A 22,054-nucleotide genomic window follows, 5' to 3' on the forward strand; every position below is an offset into this window, starting at 1 on the left:
TCGGTAGCACCGGGAGATCTCCTGCTAGAATGTCCTCGGAGCCAGTCTACCACAGTTCCTACACGTGAGGATGCCAGCCAAGTGTACAAACAAAGCTTCCTGATGCCTCAAAGCCCACTTTACGTTTTTTTGGGGGGGATGTTTCGAACGGTCTTGGCAGAAGACGTTGGGTTGATGTGAGCAGGGGGCTTTCCTAATCTCCGGGCATGAAAAATTGATCGCCGTTCAAGTACTTCAAAACCAGTCCCGAGAATGTCCTTTTGTCGGTGATGCTTTATGTTCGGTTCCCATTGTCGCCTCGAAATGTGGAAGACCTGCTACATGAGCGCGGTATCGAAGTAGGTCATGAATCTGTCCGCTATTGGCGGAACCGTTTCGGCCCGGTCTTCGCGTTGGAAATCCGGGGATAAAGGGTCCAGAAGTTGACGGCATACTCAAATTCCAAGTGGCATGTCGACGAGGTGTTTGTGAAGATTGATGGCATACGGCACTATCTCCGACGCGCCGCTGATCGCGAGGGCGAGGTGTTGGAAACCGTTGTTACCAAGGGTCGGACCAAATCCAAATCCGTGGATACATGATTTCCTAGTTCACCGATTCTAGTCGTCGACAGTCTGTCACTTTATGGTTTGCCAATACCTGGAATTCCACATCGCCGATCCTACCGACGTTAGTCGGTAGTTGTTCTGTTTTTCGCCCAACCGAACAGTGTGCAATGGAAGCAAAGTCCTTGTAATCACGTATGGCTTGCCATTTGGATTGGAGAGTGTTGCGGCGAAGCTAGAAAATGAAAATGTCTTCAAGCTTATTCCATATTTGCTCCGCATGATCTGACTGAGATTCTGCCAAGCGGACCACCCTGATTGCCAGAAGCTGTGTGGGCAGCACATCGTCAATGCACACAAGCGTGCCCTCTGAAAGGTGGGGCGCCACTAGAGAGTGGGGCAACCACGCGATGCCGATTTCATTCAAGGCGTATTGTAGTATGGCCAACGTAAGTGCGGTTTCAGCTCTGGGCACTGCGGTTTTACCTTCAGGTAATCGCGGCGCAATCGTCCTGGAATAGACCTGCCCGAGAAAGACTTCGGGTGGGTAGCTGATTGTAGGAATTACGGCTTCCGTCACTTGGGTGCGTATAGTAGGCGCACAGACTGGAACCAAAGTATCCATCCCGAGTGTTTTGGTTTCAAACGCGTTAACGGGTTCTTGAATACTGTCATCAGGCACCGCGTACATGATGGCAAAATCAACTTCTTTTGAAATCAGGTGCATCAGGCACTCGTCTTGATTTCCTGAACGCACGCGAACCGAGATTTCACCGCCTTCAGTTAAAACACGAACAATTTCGGGTGAGATTGTCGTGGTGAGCGCGTGTTGGCAAACAAAAGACAGCGATTTGCCTATCTGATCACTCGCAGTTTTTAAGGTGTGCCGAATCCTATGCAGCCGGGCGCTGAGTTCACGTAATTCAAATTCCAGTTCCCGCACCCCTGGCATCAAAGAGACTGGCTTTCGGCGACGGTCAAACAACGTGGCGCCAGTGTTTTCTTCGATAAGCCGCACCCGCCGTGTAAACGCGGATTGCGTCAGTAATCGCTTTTCAGCCGCGCGGGCGAGAGAGCCGCTATCAAGCACGGCCAATATATCGTCGATCCACTCAAGACGCATGGCGGATCGATAGTGCAGTTCGTGTCAATATGCAATTCCTGCAATTTATGTACCGAAGTTCGAATTAGGAAAGCGCTTCTGTGCACAGTAAGTTGACAAAAACAAATATTAGGAACCACGACATGCACCTTGCCCGTTTTCCCCGCCTGCATCTTGCCCATCTTCCAACGCCGCTTGAACCTATGACTCGAATGTCAAAAGAACTGGGGGTCGAAATATGGATCAAGCGCGATGATTGCACCGGTATGTCGACCGGTGGCAACAAGACCCGCAAGCTTGAATTTCTAATGGCTGAGGCCGAGGCGCAGGGCGCCGACTTCGTGATGACCCAAGGGGCCACGCAAACCAACCACGGTCGGCAGACGGCTGCATTTGCCGCCAAGCTGGGGCTTGATTGTCACATCCTTTTGGAGGATCGCACCGGTTACCAAAATGGAAACTACAATACGAACGGCAACGTCCTGCTAGATCATTTGCATGGTGCAACCACCGAGAAGTTCCCCGGCGGCCACGACATGTCGGGTGAGATGGAAAAGGCAGCTGAAAAGAAGCGCGCGGAAGGGCACAATGTCTATGTCATTCCTGGCGGCGGATCGAACCCGACCGGCGCACTTGGCTATGTTAACGCGGCCTTTGAACTGTTGACACAAGCAAACAACAATGGTTTGCAAATTGACAGATTGGTGCATGCAACCGGTTCTTCAGGAACGCAGGCCGGGTTGGTGACGGGCATGTGTGCGATGAATGCGCAGGTGCCCGTGCTGGGCATCGGCACAAGGGCGCCTCAGCCCAAGCAAGAACAGATGGTTTTTGACCTCGCCTGCAAAACCGCTGAAAAACTAGGCTGCGCAGGCGTGGTCAAGCGCGAAGACGTGAAGGCCAATACTGACTATGTCGGCGAGGGCTATGGCCTGCTAACGGCAAGTGGCATAGAGGCGATCCAGATGTTTGCAGAGCTCGAAGGCATCCTTCTCGATCCGTGCTATTCAGCCAAGGGCGCAGCCGGTCTGATTGATCTTGCCCGCAAAGGTGAGTTCAACGGCCAACGGATTGTGTTCCTGCACACCGGGGGTGCCGCAGCCCTTGGGGGGTATGATTTTGCCTTTGATCATCAAAATCGCTGGGTGACTGTCTGAGCCATGACACTGCGCCCGGTTGGAATTCTTGGCGGTATGGGCCCCGAAGCGACTATCCTCCTCCAGCGCAAGCTGGTGGCGGCAGTACCCGCAACTGGTGACCAAGACCACATACCTTTATTGATCGACATGAACCCGCAGGTGCCTTCGCGGGTTAGTCATCTACTCGAGGGCGTCGGCGAGGATCCGGGGCCGACGCTTGCCGCTATGGCGCGTCGGCTTGAAGATGCTGGAGCCTTAGCGCTGGCGATGCCGTGCAACACCGCCCATCACTATGCCAAGGCGATTACGGATTTCGTGGACATCCCCTTGCTGAACTTGATCGAACTGGCAGCTGAATATGCGGCTCGGACGCTTGGTTCAGGGGGATGTATCGGAATGCTTGCCTCGCCAGCCGTACAACGTACTTATCTATTCGAGACAAAGCTGCAAACGCGCGGGCTTTCGGTTGTTTGGCCGGCGGACGATGAAAAAATGCTTGCAGCGGTCCAAAAAATTAAGACTGACGGCCTGTGCAATGAAGGGCGCGAAACACTTAGAGTTGCCTCGAAAGAACTTGTCGCCGCAGGCGCTGACCTGCAGCTTGTGGCTTGCTCAGAGTTCTCGCTCATCGCTGATAGTGTTGCGGCCGAGGTCAATGCCATTGATACGATTGACCTGCTTGTCCAAGCGATTGTCGAATTTTCCCACGCAGGGCAAGCTTAGTCGGTTGAGTAAGTGCGCCACAGCGCTCTGAGGCAATCTGTAAGTCAACAGATACCTTTGTTCATAATTGATCCCAAAGCTGTTGCGCTGTCTGATCAAAGGTCGCCGGATTGGCAAAAGCGGAAATCGTCAAGGTGGCACACCACGCGTTATCGCCGATTGGCACCAGCAATCCTGCATCTAGCTCTGGCGAAATCGCGGTTTCGGGCATCCAGGCAAATCCGCTTCCGGTAATCAGGCGTCTCTTGATTGTCTCAACCAGACTATCAACATAAATCGTCTCGGCGTTCAGGGGTTCGCGGTCTATGGTATTTTCTACAACCATGCCCAAAAACGAAGAACGGTCATATGCCAGATAGGGGATGGGTAGTCCATCCTGCTCTGCGAGGTTCCAACCCATGGCACGCGCTGAATCAGCCTTAGCCACTGGCACCAGACGATCCTTTAACAGGTCTTTTCGCTCAAATGCGGTTTCATCAATCATCGGTGAAACGGAGTGGTGATTGTAACACAAGAGAATGTCCGCCGCGCCCTCTACCAACAGGTCACAGCAGGTGCTTAGGGAATCTGACAGTACACGAGTGCGCAGATCGGGGATCTTCATCTGCAACTCTTCGATGCGACTTGCCAAAAAATTAACCGCGATCGTATGAAGGACCGAAAACCGGATGAAACGGCTATCCCCACGGTCGGCATCCCGCAGCGATTGACGGGATTCTGACAGTTGTGAGATCGCCGCCAGAGCAACCGGCAGGAATTGTTGACCTGCTTCTGTCAATTGAACAGGATAGGTGGCGCGATTGACCAAAGGCAACCCGACCCAACTCTCCAACGCTTTGATTCTACGACTGAATGCGGATTGTGTGATGTTACGTTCATCGGACGACCGGGTGAAATTCAGTGTCCGGGCGAGGCATTCAAAATCACGCAACCAGTTCAAATCCATTGTGTGTACCTGCAGTTAAAAGAGAGCCTAGGTCGAGCATACCCAAAACTATGCAATACAGGAATAGTTTGATGAAATGTTCGAATTGGCCCTCAGAAAACCTCATACTCTAGACTTCAAGCTAGGGCCCGGCGGTTTGTCCCCTTTTCACCCTTCCGCCCGAAGTCACAGCCCGGGGCGACTTGGCACGACACAGCCGAGCGATGGGAAAGAGACTGACTAAAAAATACGACGCCAAAATACGGCGCAAATCAACAGAGGAGATTATCATGAGAAAGAAGCTGAAGGCATTTGGCATGGCGGCGGCGCTGGGTATCTACGCAATGCCCGCGATTGCAGCTGAAGAGGTCAAAATCGGTGTGCCGTCATGGACCGGGGCGCAGGCAATTGCTCATCTTCTGGGCGCAGTTGTCGAAACGCGTATCGGCGGCAAAGTTGAATATGTGCCCGGCAACAACGCCACGATTTTTCAGGCGATGGATCAGGGTAAGGGAGATATCGACGTGCACCCCGATGTTTGGCTGCCCAACCAAGAAAGCTTTACCAAGAAATATGTAGACGAAGCGGGCACAGTAACTCTGTCGTCGAACCCCTATGAAGGCAATCAGGGTTTCTGCGTTAGCAAGGATTTTGGTGAAGCAAACAACATAACCGATATTGCGGATTTAGGCCGCCCCGATGTTGCCGCGCTGATGGACAGTGATGGCAACGGAAAGGGTGAAATGTGGATCGGAGCGCCGGGTTGGGCTTCGGCCAATGTGAACGAAGTCAAAACCCGCGATTACGGTCTGCTTGATTTCATCGAACCGGTCCGCGCTGAGGAAAGCGTGAAGACCGCGCGGATCAAGGATAGCATCGCCAAAGGCGAAGGCTATGCCTTCTACTGCTACAAGCCACATGCGGTCTGGTACATGTTCGACGTGCAAATGCTGAGCGAGCCGACTTTCGACCCGGCAAAATACGTGATGGTTCAGCCCTCGGACGATCCGGATTGGTACAGCAAATCCAGCGTTGCGACCAAAGACGCGCTTAAGAACGTTCAGATCGCGTGGTCCAACACATTGCCGGACCGTTCTCCGGCAGTTGCTGACTTTTTTGCGAATTTCGCCCTGACGGCGGACGATGTTAGCGGTTTTGCCTATGAAATCAGTGGTAAAGGTCGTGATCCGGCAGAAGTTGCCCGCGAATGGGTCGAGGCGAACCCGGATCGCGTGGACGCCTGGCTGGGTCTCTGATCCCACTTCCAGAAAAAAGGGTGGCGCCAATTGGTGGCGCCACCCACGCACAGTTCTCTGGGGGGCACATGAGCGACGATACCGTTATTGAAATCTCGAATGTTTGGAAGATATTCGGGGGCAGGCCCGAGGTGGCGTTGCAGGCGATCCGCGACCGTGGGTTGGACAAGTCCCAAGTGCTGGCCGAATACAACTGTGTTGTCGGCGTCGCTGATGTCAGCCTTTCGGTAAACCGGGGTGAGATTTTTTGCATCATGGGTCTGTCAGGTAGCGGGAAATCCACTCTGGTCCGCCATTTCAACCGACTGCTGGAGCCCACTGCAGGTAAGATCGAAATCGAAGGCACCGATGTCATGGCCTTGGGGCCAAAAGAACTTCAGGAGTTTCGCAACAACAAAATCGGTATGGTGTTTCAGAACTTTGCACTGATGCCGCATCGGTCGGTGTTGGATAACGTGGCAATGCCACTGGAAATCCGGCAGGTCAGCAAGAATGAACGCATGCGTCAGGCTGCTGCTATTCTCGATATTGTCGAACTGGGTGCCTGGGGATCAAAGTTCGCACACGAGCTGTCCGGTGGCATGCAACAACGTGTGGGCCTGGCTCGCGCGCTGGCAGCCAACCCGGATGTTCTTTTGATGGACGAGCCGTTCTCGGCCCTTGATCCTTTGATCCGGCGGCAATTGCAGGATGAATTTATCCGCCTGAGCAAGATCCTGAAAAAGACCACGATCTTCATTACACACGACCTGGATGAGGCGGTCCGCATCGGCAATCGGATCGCGATCATGCGCGATGGAAAGGTGGTGCAGATCGGAACAGCCGAAGACATCGTCATGAACCCCGCTGATGACTATGTGGCTGATTTCGTTGCGGGTATTTCACGCCTCAAAGTGGTGCGCGCCCATGCGGTCATGCGGCCAATTCCAGAACATATAGCGGCCCATGGGCCGCTATCGGCGGATGCCCCGCGCGTGAATGAAGGCGAAAATCTGAGCACGCTGATAAATCTGGCGATCGACAACAGCAGCGCAATCCTTGTGGAGGACGGCGGCGTGGATGTTGGCGTCATAACCCGTGCCGATCTGTTGCGCACCGTGATCGAAGGGACCGAAGTGTCATGAGCCTTTCTGATGTGAACCCGTTGGAAGATACCGAAAGCGAAGCGGCCATTGCCTACGCCGAAGAGCGGCGTGAAAACATTCGCACCTTTGTGCGCACCAGCCCTGACTACTACATCCGTAATTTCGACAAGATTGGTGCGTCGTCCCGCTTTACGCCAACTTTCAATCTGATGGCCGGATTGTTTGGCCCGGTCTGGTTCGGCGCGCGGGGTCTGTGGTCATGGGCGTTACCATTTCTGATCCTCGAAACAATAGCATTTGTGCAGATTGCGCGAGGACTGTTCGGCGATCTGGCAGCCGAGGCAATGGAGCGTATTGCATCGATTGAAGGGACGCTTGAACTGCGTCGTCAGCAATTGGCGGCGGCTATCGAAAACAACTCGGACAAGATCGATGTCTATCAGCGAACGGTGGACTCGCTTGAAGAAAACATAGGGGGTATCCGTGCCGAGGCCGAGGCGATGGCCGCTGAAGGTCCTTACATCATTCTGACCGGCCTGATCATACTGATCATCGTCAAACTGATACAGTCTCAGGTGGCAAACTGGGCGCTTGAGGCACGTTTCTCGGAATGGTTATCAGACCGTTCGATACGCTCGGCCATGCCGGTGTCGCAGATCGTGTTCAGCGCGATCTTCATGGCGCTGATCGTCACCGCAGCGATGATGCACTACAGTTTCCCCGGGCGCTTTTCGCTGCTTAGCCATTTCCCGACAGACCCAAACATCCGCCTGACCAGTATCACGTGGGTGGAAGATTTCATCGCCTGGTGCGTACGCAACAGCGAGGCTTTTTTTGACGGGCTGACATTCGGCATCCGCACTTTGCTGGATGCGCTAGAAGTCATACTGGTCCAGACGCCATGGATCGTGATCGCGAGCCTGATCATTCTGCTGACCTGGCTGACCGCTGGCATTAGCACGGCGATCTATTCAGGCGCATTTCTGGCCTATATGGGCCTCTTGGGTTTCTGGGAAGGTGCCATGACCACGCTGGCCTTGTTGGGGACAGCGGCGTGTTTGTCTATTGTCATTGGAATTCCGCTTGGCATGTTTGCTGCCCGTCGCCCACGGTTCTACGCGTTTATCCAGCCGATCATGGATTTTATGCAAACCATGCCAGCCTTCGTCTTCATGGTACCCGTGATTGCGTTCTTCGGCGTTGGAAAGCCAGCGGCGGTTGTGGTCACGATGATTTTTGGCGGCACACCGGTGGTGCGATTGACCGTTCTTGGTCTGCGTGGTGTGCCAGAAAGCGTGCGCGAAGCAGCTATTAGTTTCGGTGCCAATAAGTGGTACTTGCTCACTAAGGTAGATCTTCCATTAGCAAGCCCATCGATCCGCGCGGGGATCAACCAGACGATTATGTTGTCGCTGGCGATGGTCGTCGTGGCCTCGCTGATCGGCGCCAAGGGGCTGGGTGAGGACGTTCTGGAAGCGTTGCAATACGCCAATGTGGGCCAAGGTATCCTCGCCGGGTTTGCGATCCTTTTCTGCGCTATGATCCTTGATCGCATTGTACAGGGTGGGCGCAAATGACACCTGTCGTATTCGTCCATGGATTTTTGGGCGGCAGTCGACAATGGTTAGGGCAAGTCGAAGCCCTGGCCGGTTTCAACGTCGTGGCCCTGGACTTACCGGGATTTGGAGAGAATGCGCATCTCAATGCCCCCGACAGCATCGCGGGCTTTGCCGAGTGGGCGCTGAGGGAATTAAGCGTGCGGGGAATTGAGCGATTTATCCTGATCGGCCATTCAATGGGTGGGATGATCGTTCAGGAAATGGTTGCCCGTGCGCCCGAACGTATCGACCGGTTGGTGCTTTACGGCACCGGAACAATTGGCATCTTACCCGGCCGGTTTGAGACAATCGGCACTTCAAAGCACCGGGCGAATATAGAAGGACCAAGAGCTACGGCCAGACGTATCGCGGCAACCTGGTTTCTCGATCGGGGAAATGCTGCGGCCTTTGAGGACTGTGCTGTGATTGCAGAACAATGCAGCCTGCAAACCATGCTAACTGGGCTCGACGCGATGGAAGGTTGGAGCGGCGCCAAACATTTGGCGGATATCAGGACCCGTACGTTGGTGATTTGGGGTGACCGGGATCGGACCTATCCATGGAGCCAAACCGAGCAATTGTGGCAATCAATTCCCGACGCCAACCTCGCCGTGATACCAGGATGTGCTCACGCGACGCATTTAGAGAAGCCGGAACTCTTTAGTTCGATTCTTCGAGATTTTTGTGCCACCTGACAGGTGGTCTGCAGCCAAAATGTTGGAACGGCCGCTGTCTTGACCATTACCGGTCTTTCCCGGAGAGTGTGGATTTTGCTGAGATTGAGTATGAACGGGCGGCGAACGCCTGTTTGCAACGCTGTATTCCAACAATCCGCTCGGGCGTCTTGTCAGATTAACTTTGCGTGAGCGGGGCAGGGCGGTTTCGTAGCGTTTTGGAATGACCAAACCTGCCTCCTTCTGGTACATTTTGGCTGCACTACCTGTGCGCACTGTCGATCAGGAGGGCGAGGTGTAAGAGGTGTAAGAAGCCATTGTCGCCAAACGTCGATACAAGCACGCAGCATTGAAATTCCTCAGGAAATTGATGAAGCGGCACGGTGTTGCGGACGAAGTTGTAACAGATCGATTCGCGTCATACCGTGCTGGGCTTAGAGATCTTGGAGCGACGGAAAAACAGAAGACGGGCAGGTGGCTCAATAACCGCGTTGAGAACTCGCATCTCCCATTTCGACAAAGAGAGTGTGCCATGCAGCGTTTCAGGCTCATGCGAAGTTTGCAAGAATTCGCCTTCTTTCATTCCTCCGTCTATTACCATTTCAACCAGGAGCGATCTCTCACCAGCCGACACACATTCAACATTCACGCCACAATCTGCATTTTCCAGATCAAAAGCCAGCGGCGCGCCTATTGCTCCAAGTCAAGGATTTGCCGCCAAGAGGGGCGGAATTTCTTTGATTTTGGGTAGTCGTCCAACAACTATCATTTTTTGCAATTTGTGCGTAGATTTCAGATCACAATATTTGAAAGCGTTCGAGCAGGCGCTCCGAATTTTTTTTGGAGAATGACATTGAAATCGATTCTAGGTCTAATCGCGCTATGTGTTTCGGCGCTCTTTTCTGCACACAGGGCGCAAGCAGTAGAGGGTGGTATCGAGACTTACCTGCTTGGTAGCCGCGACAGCATGTCAGGCGTTCTTCCGCCTCCAGGAATTTACCTGAACAATGATTTTGTGTTTTTCAACGGTACAGCTCCCAGCATGGCATCAGGCGGTGTGGTCGTTACCGACCCGGACATTGATGTTTTTACTTACAAGTTCAATTTCACTCATGTTTTTGACACCCAATGGGGCAGTGCGCGGTTGGGCCTCAACTTCAATCTGCCTTACGTTTCAGCGAACGGGCATTATTCCGGAGATCTAAGCTCGGGATTTTCGGGAACCTTGGAAGACGACGGTGAACACGCATTTGGTGACATCGTTTTTACGCCGCTCTTTAATTGGAGCAAGAACAAGCTGCACACCACTTTGGCTCTACAGTTCTTTTTGCCCACAGGCCACTATCAGACCACTCAAATAAACGTGGCAAACCGGTCGATTGACGCCCTGAATGCCGGAAAAAACCGATTTGCATTTGACCCAACCCTGTCGATGACCTGGTTCGATCCGACCACGGGATGGGAGTATTCAGGATCGTTCGGCGTCACCTTCAGCGCCGAGAACGACGCCACCGACTATCAGACCGCGCCCGAGGCGCATTTTGAAGGCACGGTCATGCGGCATTTACCCAACAAGCTTGCCCTTGGTGTGACCGGCTATGCGTATCATCAAATTGGCGATGACAGCGGCAGCGGGGCGGATGGGATCAAACAATTGCTTGGCGCTGATAGTTTGGAGGCCAGTGTTTATGGGCTGGGCCCGATCGTCACCTGGTCAACCCAGGTCGGCCAGACACCGATTTCAATCAAGGCAAAGTACATCAAGGAGTTTGGGGCCAAACGTAGATTTGAAAGCGACAAGGTCTGGATGACCGTTGGATTGGTGTTCTGATGAGGTGTGTTCCGTCTATTGTCCTGATGGCTGTCATTCCAGCCTCTGCGATTGCACAGCAGGACAATCAGACATTGGCCAGCCAAGCCAGCGACCCGACCGCGTCCTTGATGTCGTTTCAACTGCAGAATTTCTATTCACCTTCTTTGCACAATGCGAACGGGGCACTGAACGTTACCCAGTTTCGCGCCGCCATTCCGTTTCAGTTGGGGGGGATCAGTAACATTGCCCGCCTGACACTTCCCTCGGTTACATTTAACTCAAATGGCGACACCGGGATCGGCGAAGCCACCCTATTCAATCTGGCAGCCTTTGACCGTTCGTGGGGTCGTTACGGGATCGGTGTCGTGGCCCTGCTGCCAACGGCTGCTGATGGTGTCGGCGCCGAAAAATGGGGGTTGGGGCCAGCGCTTGGTTTCGTGGCGCGGCCGGGGTGGGGGCTTGCAGGGCTATTCAATCAGAACATTCTGACTGTTGCCGGCGACAACACGCGACCGGACGTTAACATTTCGACTCTGCAACCCATCGTCAGCTACACGCTTGATCAGGGCTGGTCGGTCGGCACATCTGACATGACTGTTGTATACGATTGGGACCGATCAGAATTCACCAGCCTGCCGATTGGGCTAAAAGTCTCGAAGTTGAGCAAACTCGGCGGTGTCCCGGTTCAGTGGCAGCTGAGCTATGAGCGTAATTTCTATGATGCCGGCACCGGGCCGCAAGACACGATTGGCCTGACAGCAAAGCTGTTGGTGCCGAAATGACGATGGGCGGATATTTGAACGAAAGGGTTTGAGATGACCATGCATTTGACTCTGGCAACTGCACTTGCGGTGTCACTTACGTTACCCGCGCTGGCGCAGGATACGGCCTCGGCTGACAATGCGGCTGGGGACCTCAAGGGGCAACCTTATTCTCCCAATGCCAACCGGGGATTTCCGACCAGGGTCCTGTTCGGTGATACGCATGTCCATTCGGCATTGTCCGCGGATGCAGGTGGCGGCGGCACGACTTTGATGCCGCGAGACATGTACCGGTTCGCCCGGGGCGAGCAGGTGACGTCGAACACGGGACAACCCGTCATGCTTGAGCGTCCTTTCGACTTTTACATGCTGACTGAACACACCGATGGCATGGGGGTGATTACCGACATCAAAAAAGGTGCGCCAAACATCATGGCGGATGCACAGGGCAAGAAGTTTCACGAGGCGTTCGCGAAGGGCGGTGACGACGCCAAACAGGCCAGCATCGACCTGATCGCGCAATTCAGTCAGGGCACGCTGAGCCAGGCGTTGCTGTATCAACCCGGGATGCCAGGCTATGACAATACCTGGCGCGATCTGGTACAGGCCGCAGAAGAATTCAACGACCCGCATGTCTTTACTGCGATGATTGCTTATGAATGGACCTCGTTGACCGAAGGCAACAACCTGCATCGCAATGTCATCTTTCGCGATGGACCTGAGAGGGCGTTGCAAGTGGTTCCATTCCTGATGGCACCACCAATGGGCAGCCCGGATCCTCGCGATCTGTGGAAATGGATGCAAAGCTATGAGGGCAAGACCGGAGGGGACGTGCTGGCGATTCCGCACAACCCGAACCTCAGCAACGGCATCATGTTTGCGCTGAATGACACGCTGAACAACAACGCGCCTTTTGACCGAGAGTATCTGCAAACCCGGCAGCAATGGGAAAAACTGGTTGAAATTGGCCAGACTAAAGGAGACAGCGAAACCCATCCGATGCTGTCCCCGACAGATGAGTTTGCAGAATACGAACGGTGGGATTGGGCCAATCTGGATGTCTCCGAAGCCAAAACTCCTGAGATGCTCGCCACGGAAATGGTGCGCAATACGCTAAAAAATGGCCTTGCTTTTGAGCAATCCGATGGGATCAACCCCTTCAAGCTGGGCTTTGTGGGTGGTTCGGATATCCACACCGGGCTGACCACGCAGCTCGACAACAACTTCTTTGGCGCGTTCACTTGGATGGAGCCGTCAAAAACCCGCGCCACCTCGGTGGCCAAAGGGAATGCGGATTTGGGAATTTCCTATAAGGGTTGGCAATATGCCACTCCGGGTCCGACGGCCGTCTGGGCCACTGAAAACACCCGAGCGGGTATCTTTGACGCGATGGAACGGCGCGAGGTCTATGCGACGACGGGCCCTCGCATCACAGTGCGGTTCTTCGGCGGAGACTTCGCGGCCGACGACATCAAACACCGCGAGTTGGCCCGGATCGGCTATTCCAAGGGTGTCCCGATGGGGGGCGATCTGGCGGGTACCGATGCACCGTCTTTCCTTGTTTACGCCTTGCGTGATCCGATTGGTGCTAACCTGGACCGCATCCAGGTTATCAAGGGCTGGGTTGATGCAAACGGCGAGACCCATGAAAAAATCCACGACGTGGTTTGGGCCGGTGATCGCACGCCCGGTGATGACGGTAAATTACCACCCGTCGGAAATACCGTCGATCTGAGCATTCCAAGCTGGACCAATGATATTGGCCGGGCTGAACTGGGTACCGTGTGGACTGATCCGGAGTTCGACCCCTCGCAGCACGCATTCTACTATGCTCGTGTTGTCGAAATACCGACGCCACGCTGGACCGCCTATGATGCGGTTCGCTTTGATATCGACATGCCCGATGAGGTCAAGATGATCACGCAAGAGCGCGCCTACACCTCGCCGATCTGGTACACACCTGAAGGATGAAGCCGATGAAAACACTTATTATTGCGACATCCATCTTGGCGCTTTCGACTATGGCGTCGGCGGAACCCAACCCAATGCGTAACGCGTACTTTGGCGAGACCCATATGCATACGGCACTGTCGCTGGATGCATATATAGGTGGTGCACGGCTGATGCCGTCTGACAGCCTGCGTTTTGCCAAGGGCAAGTCAGTCTTGGTAAATGGGCGTCACAAACAATTGTCGCGCCCGCTCGATTTTGCAGCGGTCAGCGATCACGTGGAATATCTGGGCGAGATGTATTCGACGATATTCCCCGAGGCACCAGGATACGAGCAGGAAGATCTGCAACAACTACGCAGCTTGGAAACGCTGAAGGACAAACAGGATTGGTTCTACAAGTACGTCATCGCCAACAATCGCGGTGAAAATCCTACCCACCCACCTTTCTATCAGGGGCCTGAGACCACCAAATCCGGTTGGCAGATCATCATCGATGCCGCCGAGGAACACAATGATCCGGGCAGTTTTACCGCCTTGATTGCCTTTGAATGGTCCGCAGCGCCAAACGGTGGCAACATGCATCGCAACGTGATCTTCCGCGATAGCGTGGTCCCAGAACTTCCGATGTCCAGCTATGATTCCAACAAGGTCGAAGACCTCTGGGACTGGCTGCAAAACGCACAAGACAACGGATCAACACTTTTGGCGATCCCGCATAATTCGAACGCGTCAAAGCAGCAGATGTTTCCCGAACTCAATAGTTTTGGCGAAGCTCCGGACAAGGACTGGGCCAGCACACGGCAAGCTTGGGAGCCGCTGATCGAAATGATGCAGATCAAGGGTAATTCTGAAGTACACGAAGCATTCTGGCAGGCGGATGAGTTCGCCGGTTTCGAAAACGCAAATTCCATCCAGAAGAACTCAAACCGGTATTTCCACAAGCGCGACTTTGTGCGCGAAGGGTTGAAATTAGGATTGGCCGCTCAGCAGGAGCTTGGTGTGAATCCCTATAAATACGGGTTCATCGGCGGTACAGACAATCACAACGGTCTGATGTCGGATGTGGCCGAAGACGACTTTATCGGTGGTCACGGTCCCGAAGATGGTAGTGTTGATCGACGTCGCAAGGGCGGGGTTGGCGGTTGGATCGACGGGATCGACCTTTCGATTGGTTCACTTGCTGGTGTCTGGGCCGAAGAAAACACCCGAGCCTCGATCTGGGACGCGATGAAACGGCGTGAAACTTTCGCTACATCCGGGCCTCGGGTCAAAGTGCGGATGTTCGGTGGCTCGGATCTTGCGGACAATCCGACCGATCCCGTTGCAATGGTGGAAGATGGCTATGAAAACGGCGTACCGATGGGTGATGACTTGATTGGAGACAAAGCGCCCACTTTTACCGTATATGCGCAAAAAGACCCGGACGGCGCCAATCTGGATCGCATCCAGATCATCAAGGGCTGGGTCGACTCAGCGGGGGAGATCCACGAAGAGATCATCGACGTGGCCTGGTCCGGTGATCGCGAGATCGCCGCAGATGGCAAACTTCCTTCGGTGGGCAATACTGTCGATCTGAAAACTGCACTGTATACGAACGACATTGGCGCCCCAACATTGATGGGCAGTTGGACTGACCCCGGTTTCGACCCAGAGCAAGGAGCGTTCTATTATGCACGTGCGATCGAGATTCCGACGCCTAGGTGGTCGACGTATGATGCCGTTCGTTCCGGCCTTCCTTTGTTGGAAGAAGTCCCTGCCACAATTCAGGAACGCGCCTGGGGCTCGCCGATCTGGTACACGCCCGCCGGGTAAAGGCGCTTCTTGAACCTCAGATAAATCCGCGTATGAAAATTGCGCAACAGGCGCAATGCACTGGTAAGTATATATCTTGAAGAAGTGGACCGGCGCTGAGGCAGACAACGTTCTTAGTTCGCAACTTACGGCAGCATTGTCCGGAGAGCTGTCATTCACGATATTCCGCTGATCGCCAGCACCGAGCCTAAAGTGGACTGCAGGGTAGGGTTGCGTTCAGAAAAGACGAAAATTTGACCCTAGGCGTGGCTTCAGGTGATGAACAACCTGATCACGTACGCGACAATGGCCAAGCACAAAACACTGCCGAACCAGATCGCGCCGAACCAGAAAACTTGTTTTAGCGTTTTCAATGGTAGTTCTCCTCCGGATCAATCTTCCCGCGGAAAACCCAGTAGGTGTAGGCGGTGTAAGCCAGGATCACCGGCAGCAGAATGACTGCTCCGACCAGAGCGAAAGCCAAACTGCTGTCTGGCGCGGCGGCTTCAGCAATCGTAAGGCTTGGAGGCAGCATATAGGGATAGAAGCTGATCCCGATACTAATGAAGCACACGACGAACAGGGCAATGGCGCAGACAAAGGGCTGATAGTCGCGCTGTTCCTTCAGGCCACGATCGAGCTTCCTTGCAATGGCAGTAACAAAAGCCGGCACAAGCACAGTGAAAACGACGCCGGGCCCCGAAAACCATCTGACCATATAGATCGGGTCTTGGAATGGGGTCAAAAGACTGACAAGACCGATTAGCCCGAGTGTCATAAGCATCAACGGACGGACACAGGAGCGCATCTGACGCTGAATCCTTCCAGTGGTTTTCATGTTGAGCCACGTCGCGCCCAGCAAGGCATACCCGATCACAAGGGCCACACCTGTCAGGACAGAGAACGGCGTCAGCCAATCCCACCATCCACCGGCATAATGCCGACCTTCGACCGGGATGCCCTGAACCAGCGCGCCAAGCGCGATGCCCTGGCAAAGCGCGGCCACGGTTGAACCACCGTGAAACGCAACATCCCAAAGCCAGCGCCCGCGTACCGTTCGCCATCGGTATTCGAAGGCAACACCACGAAAAACAAGCGCAAGAAGCATGATGATGACAGGCACATAAAGCGCGGGCATCACTACAGAATAGGCCAACGGGAAAACAGCAAACAAACCTCCGCCGCCCATGACCAGCCACGTCTCGTTTCCATCCCAAACCGGTGTGACCGAGTTCATCATGACATCACGGTCCTTTTCGGTTTTTGCGAATGGAAAGAGGATCCCAATTCCAAGATCGAAACCGTCCAGGATCACATAGGTCAGAACGGCAAAGGCAATGATGCCTGCCCAGATTGTCGAGAGTTCAAGCATCACGCTGCCTCCGCCAAGGTAAAGATTTCAATGAGTTTTTGAGCTTTCTGGAAGTCTTCGACAGGCGGTTTTCCCATGAGACGCAGCATGTAGAACGTGCCTGCTCCGAACACCGCGAAATACACGACGATGAAGGCAATCAGAGACGCCGCAACTGCAGGCGCATCCACTTGGGAAAGGGAGTCCGATGTCCGCATCAGCCCGTACACCGTGTAAGGTTGGCGCCCCACTTCGGTGGTGATCCAACCGGCCAGTACCGCCACAAATCCGCTGGGCGCCAACAGGACGGATGCGCGGTGCAACCAGCGATCTTCGTTGAGGCGGCCCCGAACCCGCTGAACAAGCGACCACAACCCGACGCCCAGCATGGCAAAGCCGATGGCAAGCATGACGCGGAAGCTGTAGAAAACGATCGCGACCGGGGGTTCTTCGTCGTCGGGAATGGTATCCAGCCCATCAAGCGGCGCGTTCAGATCATGCTTCAGGATCAGCGACGATAGTTTCGGAATTTCGATGGCATAGTCCACGCGCTTCTCATCCTCGTTTGGAATGCCAAACAGGATCAGTGGCGCGCCTTCGGGATGGCTATCGAAGTGACCCTCCATCGCCATCACTTTCTGCGGTTGATGTTCCAGCGTGTTCAAACCATGAAGGTCGCCGGCAACGATCTGCAGAGGAGTAACCAGAACGGCCATCCACATTGCCATCGAGAACATGCGCGTGACCTCGGCTGTGCGATTGCGGCGTAATAAGTGCCAAGCTGCAACCCCGGCCACCACAAAGGCAGTGGTGAGATATGCCGCCAGCACCATGTGTGTCAGGCGGTACGGGAAAGACGGGTTAAAGACGATCGACCACCAATCCACTGGGATGAATTGCCCCAGCTCGTTGACGTCAAATCCGGCCGGGGTCTGCATCCAGGAATTGACCGAAAGAATCCACGTGGCCGATATCAGAGTGCCAAGGGCAACCATCGCCGTGGCCATCATGTGCAAGCCGGGACCCACGCGTTCGCGACCGAAAAGCATGATGCCTAGGAAACCTGCCTCAAGGAAGAAGGCCGTCATCACCTCGTATGCCATCAAGGGCCCGATCACTGGCCCGGCGGTGTCCGAGAATGTGCTCCAATTCGTGCCAAATTGGTAAGACATCACGATGCCGGACACGACACCCATCGCGAAGCCGACAGCAAATATCTTTTTCCAGTAGTTGAAGAGATTGAGGTAAGCCTTGTCCTTGCGCCAAAGCCAAAGGCCATTGAGGACGGCCAGGAAGCTTGCCAGGCCGATGGAAAAGGCCGGGAAGATGATGTGGAACGACACAGTAAAGGCAAACTGGATGCGTGCCAGGGTCTCTGCGTCAAAGTTTGCTAGTAGGTTCATTGCCGTTTCCTTTGGCGTCGGATTGGAAAGAGCGGCAGTCACCTGGGTTGCCTCGGTTGCCAGCTCGTCGATGTTATTCAGATGAGCAGGATTTGGGGCGGAGCCCGTTTCAGTTCGTTTGGGTTCTGGACGGTTGTTTTTGGATTTTGGACAAAACCAAGTCGAGAAGGGCAAGAACGGAAGCGGAATTTGAAACGCGAAGTCGGGGAACGGCTGGTGTTCAAGCGCCCCAAACAAAGTTGCCACCCGGCTCTTTTGTGAGCCGGATGGCAACCTATCAGAAACTGTGCGAGTTCTGTTCGGGGTGGTCAGTCACGTTGCGTCTGGATGCTAACAGCGCAGGGCCGATGGTCCTTATGCTGACCGGTCAGTTTTGTTCGGCTGTGTTTCCTCCTTTTTTCGGCGCGTTTGGGATGGCCTTTCAGTCTTCGTTCCAGTCCTTATGGTCATCTTTGAAGTCGTCGCGGCGTTCTTGTGCCTCGTCCTGTGCGTCTTCGAAATTGTCTTTCTGGATCGCACCGCCCACGGCACCAACCGCAGCGCCGGCGGCCGCGCCGCCTACGATGCTTTCGCCGGCAATGCCCGCGACAGTAGCGCCGACAACTGCGCCTTTGATGGCTTTATCAGTGACATAATCAGCATGAGCTGTGGCTGCCATGGTGATCAGAAGTGCGCCGGAGATCGGGGCGATAAAGAATTTCTTCGAGGTTTTCATAGGGTTCATCCTTGTTCTGGGTCAGCAACCACCGCGGCTGCTGTGTGCCATTGAACTAGGTGACCCCATGGCCTGCTTTCTTTTGGGGACAGGACAAGGTTTTGTGGATCTTGGACATCTTACGGCCCCGCGCGCTGCAGCGGTCAGCAGACTTAGCGGCCAGCTTTACGAAACCTGGCTGGCGTTTCACCTGTCCATCGCTTGAATGCCACTGAAAAAGCCGCCTGATCCGCAAATCCAAGCATGAAGGCAACGCGGGCAACACCCTCACCACTACGAAGCATCCGTTTGGACAGGTCGCACAACACCCCCTCTAAAAGTGCTTTAAAGCTTGTTCCCTCGGCTGACAGGTGCCGGGTCATTGTGCGTCGCGTCAATCCAAGCTCTCCGGCTATTTGATCGCCGTTTGGAATTGGACCAGGAAGACGCTCCCCGAGCATGTCTACAATTCGATCGGACAGACTTCGGACCGCATCAGGTTGAGCCTTTAGCTGTTCTTCCCCATGCCGACGCAAATGCCCCAACAAAGTAGGGTCTGCAGTCGGGATCCGAAAACTCATACCGTTTGGGGGCAGAGCCAACGCGTATCCGGACTTGAACCCTTCTACGGTGCACCCGGCCAACTCGGCTAACAGCTTACAATGCTCGACGTCGTCCGTTTCCAACTCGATTGAGATAGGGGCAAATCCGCCCGAGGTGATCTGTTGAACGCGCTTATAGAGACCGAAAACCAGCATTTCGCGATGGCGAGGATATTGATGCGCCGGGATCACGCTACTTTCCAGCGTGATCTTGGGTTCATCTGGCGCCCCTACAACATCCAGATGCAGGTCAGGGTCTTGCATTGCATAAAAGCGCTGTGTCAATGCCAGTGCGTCTTCGACCGTTTCTGCTGCCCGCACAATGTAAGCCAAAAGCGTTCCGGGACCTTGCGCCGAAAGCCCCACCCGCGCGGCAAAGGTCTTGTCTTCCAAAACACGACACACAGTTTCAACGGCGCCCGCTTCATGAAGCAGTTCGACAGTGGCGTCTGGGCTGTTGACGATATCCGAAGGTGCCCCCGCCATTTCCAGAATTTCAGGAAACGGTATGCGCGCACCGGGCTCTTGCGAATAACGCAACCCGACACTTTGCAGTCTGTATGCACTGATCCGTGGCACTTTCGCTTCCTCCCCTGACGGGCACAAACGGCCCTGTAATTCCCGCAATTGTCCAAAAGCCAACAACAAATGTCCAGAACCCTAAGGATCGCGGGGGCGATGACGGTTAGGTCCCAATCATCAGAAAGGACAAGGCAATGATCTACTTCGCAAGGTACTACCGCGTTTTTAAGGCAATCAACGACTCTGCCAGACAGGAATTGTCCGGAGGCAACATTTACGGCCTGCATGCTTCGTCGCTTGGCGAGAAAACACCGAGCGGGCGTCGCTGGGATCCCCCCTACGCGCCGCCGGAACAACCCTCAGAACCATCACAACAACCAACCGAGAACTGACGTTCTCAAGACACCGAAAATCTTCACGCACCGCGTGACTGCGTAAATCAAGGACCTGAAACATGAAACCACCCGCGTTCCTGATGGCGCCTGTACTTGGCATCATCTCAACTCCTGCCTTCGCCGCCGGCGGCGACCCCAGATGGTGGGTCGCGCCCAATCAAACTGACACCTATGCTTGGGTCGGCCTGATTGTCCTCTTCCTTGCGATCCTACTGGTCGTACACCTCTATGCGCGCTTTGAACGCTATACGGAGCGCAAATCAATCGGCACTCCGCTGCGCACAACCATTCCGGTGATGCTTACCATAGCCTTGGCATACGAATTGATGCCCGCGCTCAGCCACTTCAGCATTCTGCTGCCAGGCGCGTTGATCCTGACTGCAATCGCCCGCGACTTCATGTTGTGGTGGCGGCCTTCGAAAGAGGAGTTGGTATAATGATCGAATTGCTCGTCACTTCTTTTCCGTTTGTCCTGCGCGTGATCTACCTTAAATGGCGCGGGATTCCAGTCACCCTCTACAACGTTCACCGGGCGCTATTCATGTGGTTCGTCCTGGCCCTGATCGTGTTCTTTGCTGTGTTCTATTACTACCCCAAATCCTACACGGGTCTTGTTCCCTTCAGAACCGTTCCTGTCGTCGCCGAGAACGGCGGAACAGTGACCGATATCTATGTAAAAGGTGGAGATCGTGTCGAACCGGGGGATCCTCTTTTTGCAGTTGAGAATTCGTCCGAACAAGCCGCTGTCAAATTCGCAACGAGAAAAGTCGAAGAGATTGAAAGCGCAAAACTTGCCGCTGAGCTGCAAGTCGAAACCGCCGAGGCTGTTCTGGATGCAGCGATAACATCAAGAGAGCAAGCTGAGCTCAGCCTGATGGATCATCGCGCACTTCAAGCCAAAAACTCTGCTGCGTTCCAAGTGAGCCAGCTGGAACGCGCACAGGCCACCCTGGATACCCGATCAGCAGAAGTTGAAGCCGCGGAAACTCAATTGGGTGTGGCCCAAGTTCAAGCGACTGCCGTATTGCCCGCGCAGCTTGCATCGGCGCGTGCGTCGCTGGAACAAGCGCAGGTGGAGTTGTCCAAGACTCTGACGCTAAGCTCCGTAGACGGAGTGGTAGAACAGGTCACTCTCAACGTCGGATCACGCGCCGCACAAGCTGCAATGAGCCCCGCAATGCTCATCGTGCCAGACAGGGAAGATGTTGAACGTGGACGTATCGTTGCCGGGTTCTCGCAGGTTTCACGAACGGAATTGTACGAGGGAATGGCGGCAGAAGTGGCATGCGAAAGCAATTTCAACATCTCGATGCGCAATACCGTTCTTCCCGCAAGGATCGTACGCATTCAGGAGTCGATTTCTTCCGGTCAGCTTGCGCCCAGCGGTCGCCTGATCGAGCCGAGTGAAAAGGCAAAACGGGGTCAGATCGTTGTTCATCTTGACCTGGTACACCCAGAGCACCGCGATCTTTTGGTACCAGGCAGTGGTTGCATCGTCCAATCCTACACCACCAATTTTGAAGGTGATATGGAAGGCACAATTGTCGCTCACGGGATCCAGGCCATGGGCATCATCAAGGCCGTTGGTCTGCGGGTGAAAGCTTGGTTCGGTCTGACTTCGGGTATCGGCTTGATCGGCGGTGGGCACGCCTGATATTCTAAATACCCTCATTTTCAATAACACGGCTTCCGGCAAAAGTTGGGAGCCGTTTCGAATTTTTTC

At 54.4% G+C, this 22,054-nt stretch carries 21 protein-coding genes and 1 pseudogene; 15 read left to right on the forward strand and 7 right to left on the reverse strand.

All coding sequences use genetic code 11. From position 1 onward, the window contains the following. Positions 1–260: 260 nt before the first annotated feature. Positions 261–560: pseudogene (locus DK510_RS09670) on the forward strand (DDE-type integrase/transposase/recombinase); the annotation flags it as partial. 220 nt (positions 561–780) lie between these two features. Here DK510_RS09670 and DK510_RS09675 read toward each other — a convergent pair. Continuing rightward, the gene (locus DK510_RS09675; protein ID WP_109311902.1) at positions 781–1,668 is read right to left on the reverse strand and encodes a LysR family transcriptional regulator; all 888 of its coding nucleotides are present in this window, start codon (positions 1,666–1,668) and stop codon (positions 781–783) included. A 122-nt stretch (positions 1,669–1,790) separates the two neighbouring features. Between DK510_RS09675 and DK510_RS09680 the strand changes: the two genes are divergently transcribed. Together DK510_RS09680 and DK510_RS09685 are read left to right on the forward strand one after the other, a co-directional pair. Next, positions 1,791–2,804, forward strand: coding sequence for a D-cysteine desulfhydrase (locus tag DK510_RS09680; RefSeq protein WP_109311903.1), 1,014 nt, complete (start codon positions 1,791–1,793; stop codon positions 2,802–2,804). A gap of 3 nt (positions 2,805–2,807) precedes the next feature. After that, positions 2,808–3,509, forward strand: coding sequence for an aspartate/glutamate racemase family protein (locus DK510_RS09685; RefSeq protein WP_109311904.1), 702 nt, complete (start codon positions 2,808–2,810; stop codon positions 3,507–3,509). Between the two features lie 61 nt (positions 3,510–3,570). Here DK510_RS09685 and DK510_RS09690 read toward each other — a convergent pair whose 3' ends face one another. Continuing rightward, positions 3,571–4,455, reverse strand: coding sequence for a LysR family transcriptional regulator (locus tag DK510_RS09690; protein WP_109311905.1), 885 nt, complete (start codon positions 4,453–4,455; stop codon positions 3,571–3,573). A gap of 269 nt (positions 4,456–4,724) precedes the next feature. Between DK510_RS09690 and DK510_RS09695 the strand changes: the two genes are divergently transcribed. From DK510_RS09695 to DK510_RS09735, 9 genes are all read left to right on the forward strand, one after another. Then, positions 4,725–5,690, forward strand: a complete 966-nt coding sequence (locus DK510_RS09695) for a glycine betaine ABC transporter substrate-binding protein (protein ID WP_200833228.1) — start codon at positions 4,725–4,727, stop codon at positions 5,688–5,690. Between the two features lie 68 nt (positions 5,691–5,758). Beyond that, the gene (locus tag DK510_RS09700; RefSeq protein WP_109312172.1) at positions 5,759–6,814 is read left to right on the forward strand and encodes a glycine betaine/L-proline ABC transporter ATP-binding protein; all 1,056 of its coding nucleotides are present in this window, start codon (positions 5,759–5,761) and stop codon (positions 6,812–6,814) included. Beyond that, the gene (locus tag DK510_RS09705) at positions 6,811–8,352 is read left to right on the forward strand and encodes a proline/glycine betaine ABC transporter permease (RefSeq protein WP_109311906.1); all 1,542 of its coding nucleotides are present in this window, start codon (positions 6,811–6,813) and stop codon (positions 8,350–8,352) included. The genes DK510_RS09700 and DK510_RS09705 overlap by 4 nt, the downstream gene beginning before the upstream one ends. Then, complete coding sequence (locus DK510_RS09710; RefSeq protein ID WP_109311907.1) at positions 8,349–9,068, forward strand: alpha/beta fold hydrolase; 720 nt, start codon at positions 8,349–8,351, stop codon at positions 9,066–9,068. The genes DK510_RS09705 and DK510_RS09710 overlap by 4 nt, the downstream gene beginning before the upstream one ends. Positions 9,069–9,363: 295 nt before the next feature. Beyond that, a complete protein-coding gene (locus tag DK510_RS09715) occupies positions 9,364–9,798 on the forward strand; it encodes a DDE-type integrase/transposase/recombinase (protein ID WP_370246288.1) in 435 nt (144 codons plus the stop codon). Between the two features lie 102 nt (positions 9,799–9,900). Continuing rightward, positions 9,901–10,878 (forward strand): transporter, encoded by a 978-nt coding sequence (locus DK510_RS09720; RefSeq protein ID WP_160116493.1) that lies wholly within the window; start codon positions 9,901–9,903, stop codon positions 10,876–10,878. Further along, complete coding sequence (locus DK510_RS09725; RefSeq protein ID WP_234999011.1) at positions 10,878–11,642, forward strand: hypothetical protein; 765 nt, start codon at positions 10,878–10,880, stop codon at positions 11,640–11,642. Before DK510_RS09720 ends, DK510_RS09725 begins: the two co-directional genes overlap by 1 nt. A 39-nt stretch (positions 11,643–11,681) precedes the next feature. After that, positions 11,682–13,592 carry a DUF3604 domain-containing protein gene (locus tag DK510_RS09730; protein WP_234999013.1) on the forward strand — a complete coding sequence of 637 codons (1,911 nt, stop codon included), beginning with the start codon at positions 11,682–11,684 and terminating at the stop codon, positions 13,590–13,592. A gap of 5 nt (positions 13,593–13,597) precedes the next feature. Continuing rightward, positions 13,598–15,385, forward strand: coding sequence for a DUF3604 domain-containing protein (locus DK510_RS09735; protein WP_200833229.1), 1,788 nt, complete (start codon positions 13,598–13,600; stop codon positions 15,383–15,385). Between the two features lie 251 nt (positions 15,386–15,636). Here DK510_RS09735 and DK510_RS23620 read toward each other — a convergent pair whose 3' ends face one another. The 5 genes from DK510_RS23620 to DK510_RS09760 form a co-directional block, all read right to left on the reverse strand. Next, complete coding sequence (locus DK510_RS23620) at positions 15,637–15,738, reverse strand: DUF2474 family protein (protein WP_109311912.1); 102 nt, start codon at positions 15,736–15,738, stop codon at positions 15,637–15,639. Continuing rightward, positions 15,735–16,736, reverse strand: coding sequence for a cytochrome d ubiquinol oxidase subunit II (gene cydB / locus DK510_RS09745; RefSeq protein ID WP_109311913.1), 1,002 nt, complete (start codon positions 16,734–16,736; stop codon positions 15,735–15,737). Before cydB ends, DK510_RS23620 begins: the two co-directional genes overlap by 4 nt. Continuing rightward, positions 16,736–18,118, reverse strand: coding sequence for a cytochrome ubiquinol oxidase subunit I (locus tag DK510_RS09750; RefSeq protein ID WP_109312173.1), 1,383 nt, complete (start codon positions 18,116–18,118; stop codon positions 16,736–16,738). Before DK510_RS09750 ends, cydB begins: the two co-directional genes overlap by 1 nt. A gap of 421 nt (positions 18,119–18,539) precedes the next feature. After that, a complete protein-coding gene (locus tag DK510_RS09755; protein WP_145975873.1) occupies positions 18,540–18,833 on the reverse strand; it encodes a glycine zipper domain-containing protein in 294 nt (97 codons plus the stop codon). A 152-nt stretch (positions 18,834–18,985) separates the two neighbouring features. Beyond that, the gene (locus DK510_RS09760; protein ID WP_109311915.1) at positions 18,986–19,993 is read right to left on the reverse strand and encodes an AraC family transcriptional regulator; all 1,008 of its coding nucleotides are present in this window, start codon (positions 19,991–19,993) and stop codon (positions 18,986–18,988) included. Between the two features lie 137 nt (positions 19,994–20,130). Between DK510_RS09760 and DK510_RS09765 the strand changes: the two genes are divergently transcribed. The 3 genes from DK510_RS09765 to DK510_RS09775 all read left to right on the forward strand — a co-directional run bounded on the left by DK510_RS09765 (position 20,131) and on the right by DK510_RS09775 (position 21,985). Beyond that, entirely contained in the window at positions 20,131–20,328 is a 198-nt protein-coding gene (locus tag DK510_RS09765; RefSeq protein WP_109311916.1) for a hypothetical protein, read from the forward strand. Between the two features lie 62 nt (positions 20,329–20,390). Next, positions 20,391–20,768, forward strand: a complete 378-nt coding sequence (locus DK510_RS09770; protein WP_058273728.1) for a hypothetical protein — start codon at positions 20,391–20,393, stop codon at positions 20,766–20,768. After that, a complete protein-coding gene (locus DK510_RS09775; RefSeq protein WP_109311917.1) occupies positions 20,768–21,985 on the forward strand; it encodes an HlyD family secretion protein in 1,218 nt (405 codons plus the stop codon). Before DK510_RS09770 ends, DK510_RS09775 begins: the two co-directional genes overlap by 1 nt. Positions 21,986–22,054 lie beyond the last annotated feature (69 nt).

The organism is Ruegeria sp. AU67, from assembly GCF_900312795.1.
GTDB classification, from domain to species: domain Bacteria; phylum Pseudomonadota; class Alphaproteobacteria; order Rhodobacterales; family Rhodobacteraceae; genus Ruegeria; species Ruegeria atlantica.

What these genes read in the sequence shown, in the direction of transcription:
- DK510_RS09675 (WP_109311902.1), bottom strand. Translation starts at nt 1,668, where the DNA reads ATGCGTCTTGAGTGGATCGACGATATATTGGCCGTGCTTGATAGCGGC.
- DK510_RS09680 (WP_109311903.1), top strand. Translation starts at nt 1,791, where the DNA reads ATGCACCTTGCCCGTTTTCCCCGCCTGCATCTTGCCCATCTTCCAACG.
- DK510_RS09685 (WP_109311904.1), top strand. Translation starts at nt 2,808, where the DNA reads ATGACACTGCGCCCGGTTGGAATTCTTGGCGGTATGGGCCCCGAAGCG.
- DK510_RS09690 (WP_109311905.1), bottom strand. Translation starts at nt 4,455, where the DNA reads ATGGATTTGAACTGGTTGCGTGATTTTGAATGCCTCGCCCGGACACTG.
- DK510_RS09695 (WP_200833228.1), top strand. Translation starts at nt 4,725, where the DNA reads ATGAGAAAGAAGCTGAAGGCATTTGGCATGGCGGCGGCGCTGGGTATC.
- DK510_RS09700 (WP_109312172.1), top strand. Translation starts at nt 5,759, where the DNA reads ATGAGCGACGATACCGTTATTGAAATCTCGAATGTTTGGAAGATATTC.
- DK510_RS09705 (WP_109311906.1), top strand. Translation starts at nt 6,811, where the DNA reads ATGAGCCTTTCTGATGTGAACCCGTTGGAAGATACCGAAAGCGAAGCG.
- DK510_RS09710 (WP_109311907.1), top strand. Translation starts at nt 8,349, where the DNA reads ATGACACCTGTCGTATTCGTCCATGGATTTTTGGGCGGCAGTCGACAA.
- DK510_RS09725 (WP_234999011.1), top strand. Translation starts at nt 10,878, where the DNA reads ATGAGGTGTGTTCCGTCTATTGTCCTGATGGCTGTCATTCCAGCCTCT.
- DK510_RS09730 (WP_234999013.1), top strand. Translation starts at nt 11,682, where the DNA reads ATGCATTTGACTCTGGCAACTGCACTTGCGGTGTCACTTACGTTACCC.
- DK510_RS09735 (WP_200833229.1), top strand. Translation starts at nt 13,598, where the DNA reads ATGAAAACACTTATTATTGCGACATCCATCTTGGCGCTTTCGACTATG.
- cydB (WP_109311913.1), bottom strand. Translation starts at nt 16,736, where the DNA reads ATGCTTGAACTCTCGACAATCTGGGCAGGCATCATTGCCTTTGCCGTT.
- DK510_RS09750 (WP_109312173.1), bottom strand. Translation starts at nt 18,118, where the DNA reads ATGAACCTACTAGCAAACTTTGACGCAGAGACCCTGGCACGCATCCAG.
- DK510_RS09755 (WP_145975873.1), bottom strand. Translation starts at nt 18,833, where the DNA reads ATGAAAACCTCGAAGAAATTCTTTATCGCCCCGATCTCCGGCGCACTT.
- DK510_RS09765 (WP_109311916.1), top strand. Translation starts at nt 20,131, where the DNA reads ATGATCTACTTCGCAAGGTACTACCGCGTTTTTAAGGCAATCAACGAC.
- DK510_RS09770 (WP_058273728.1), top strand. Translation starts at nt 20,391, where the DNA reads ATGAAACCACCCGCGTTCCTGATGGCGCCTGTACTTGGCATCATCTCA.
- DK510_RS09775 (WP_109311917.1), top strand. Translation starts at nt 20,768, where the DNA reads ATGATCGAATTGCTCGTCACTTCTTTTCCGTTTGTCCTGCGCGTGATC.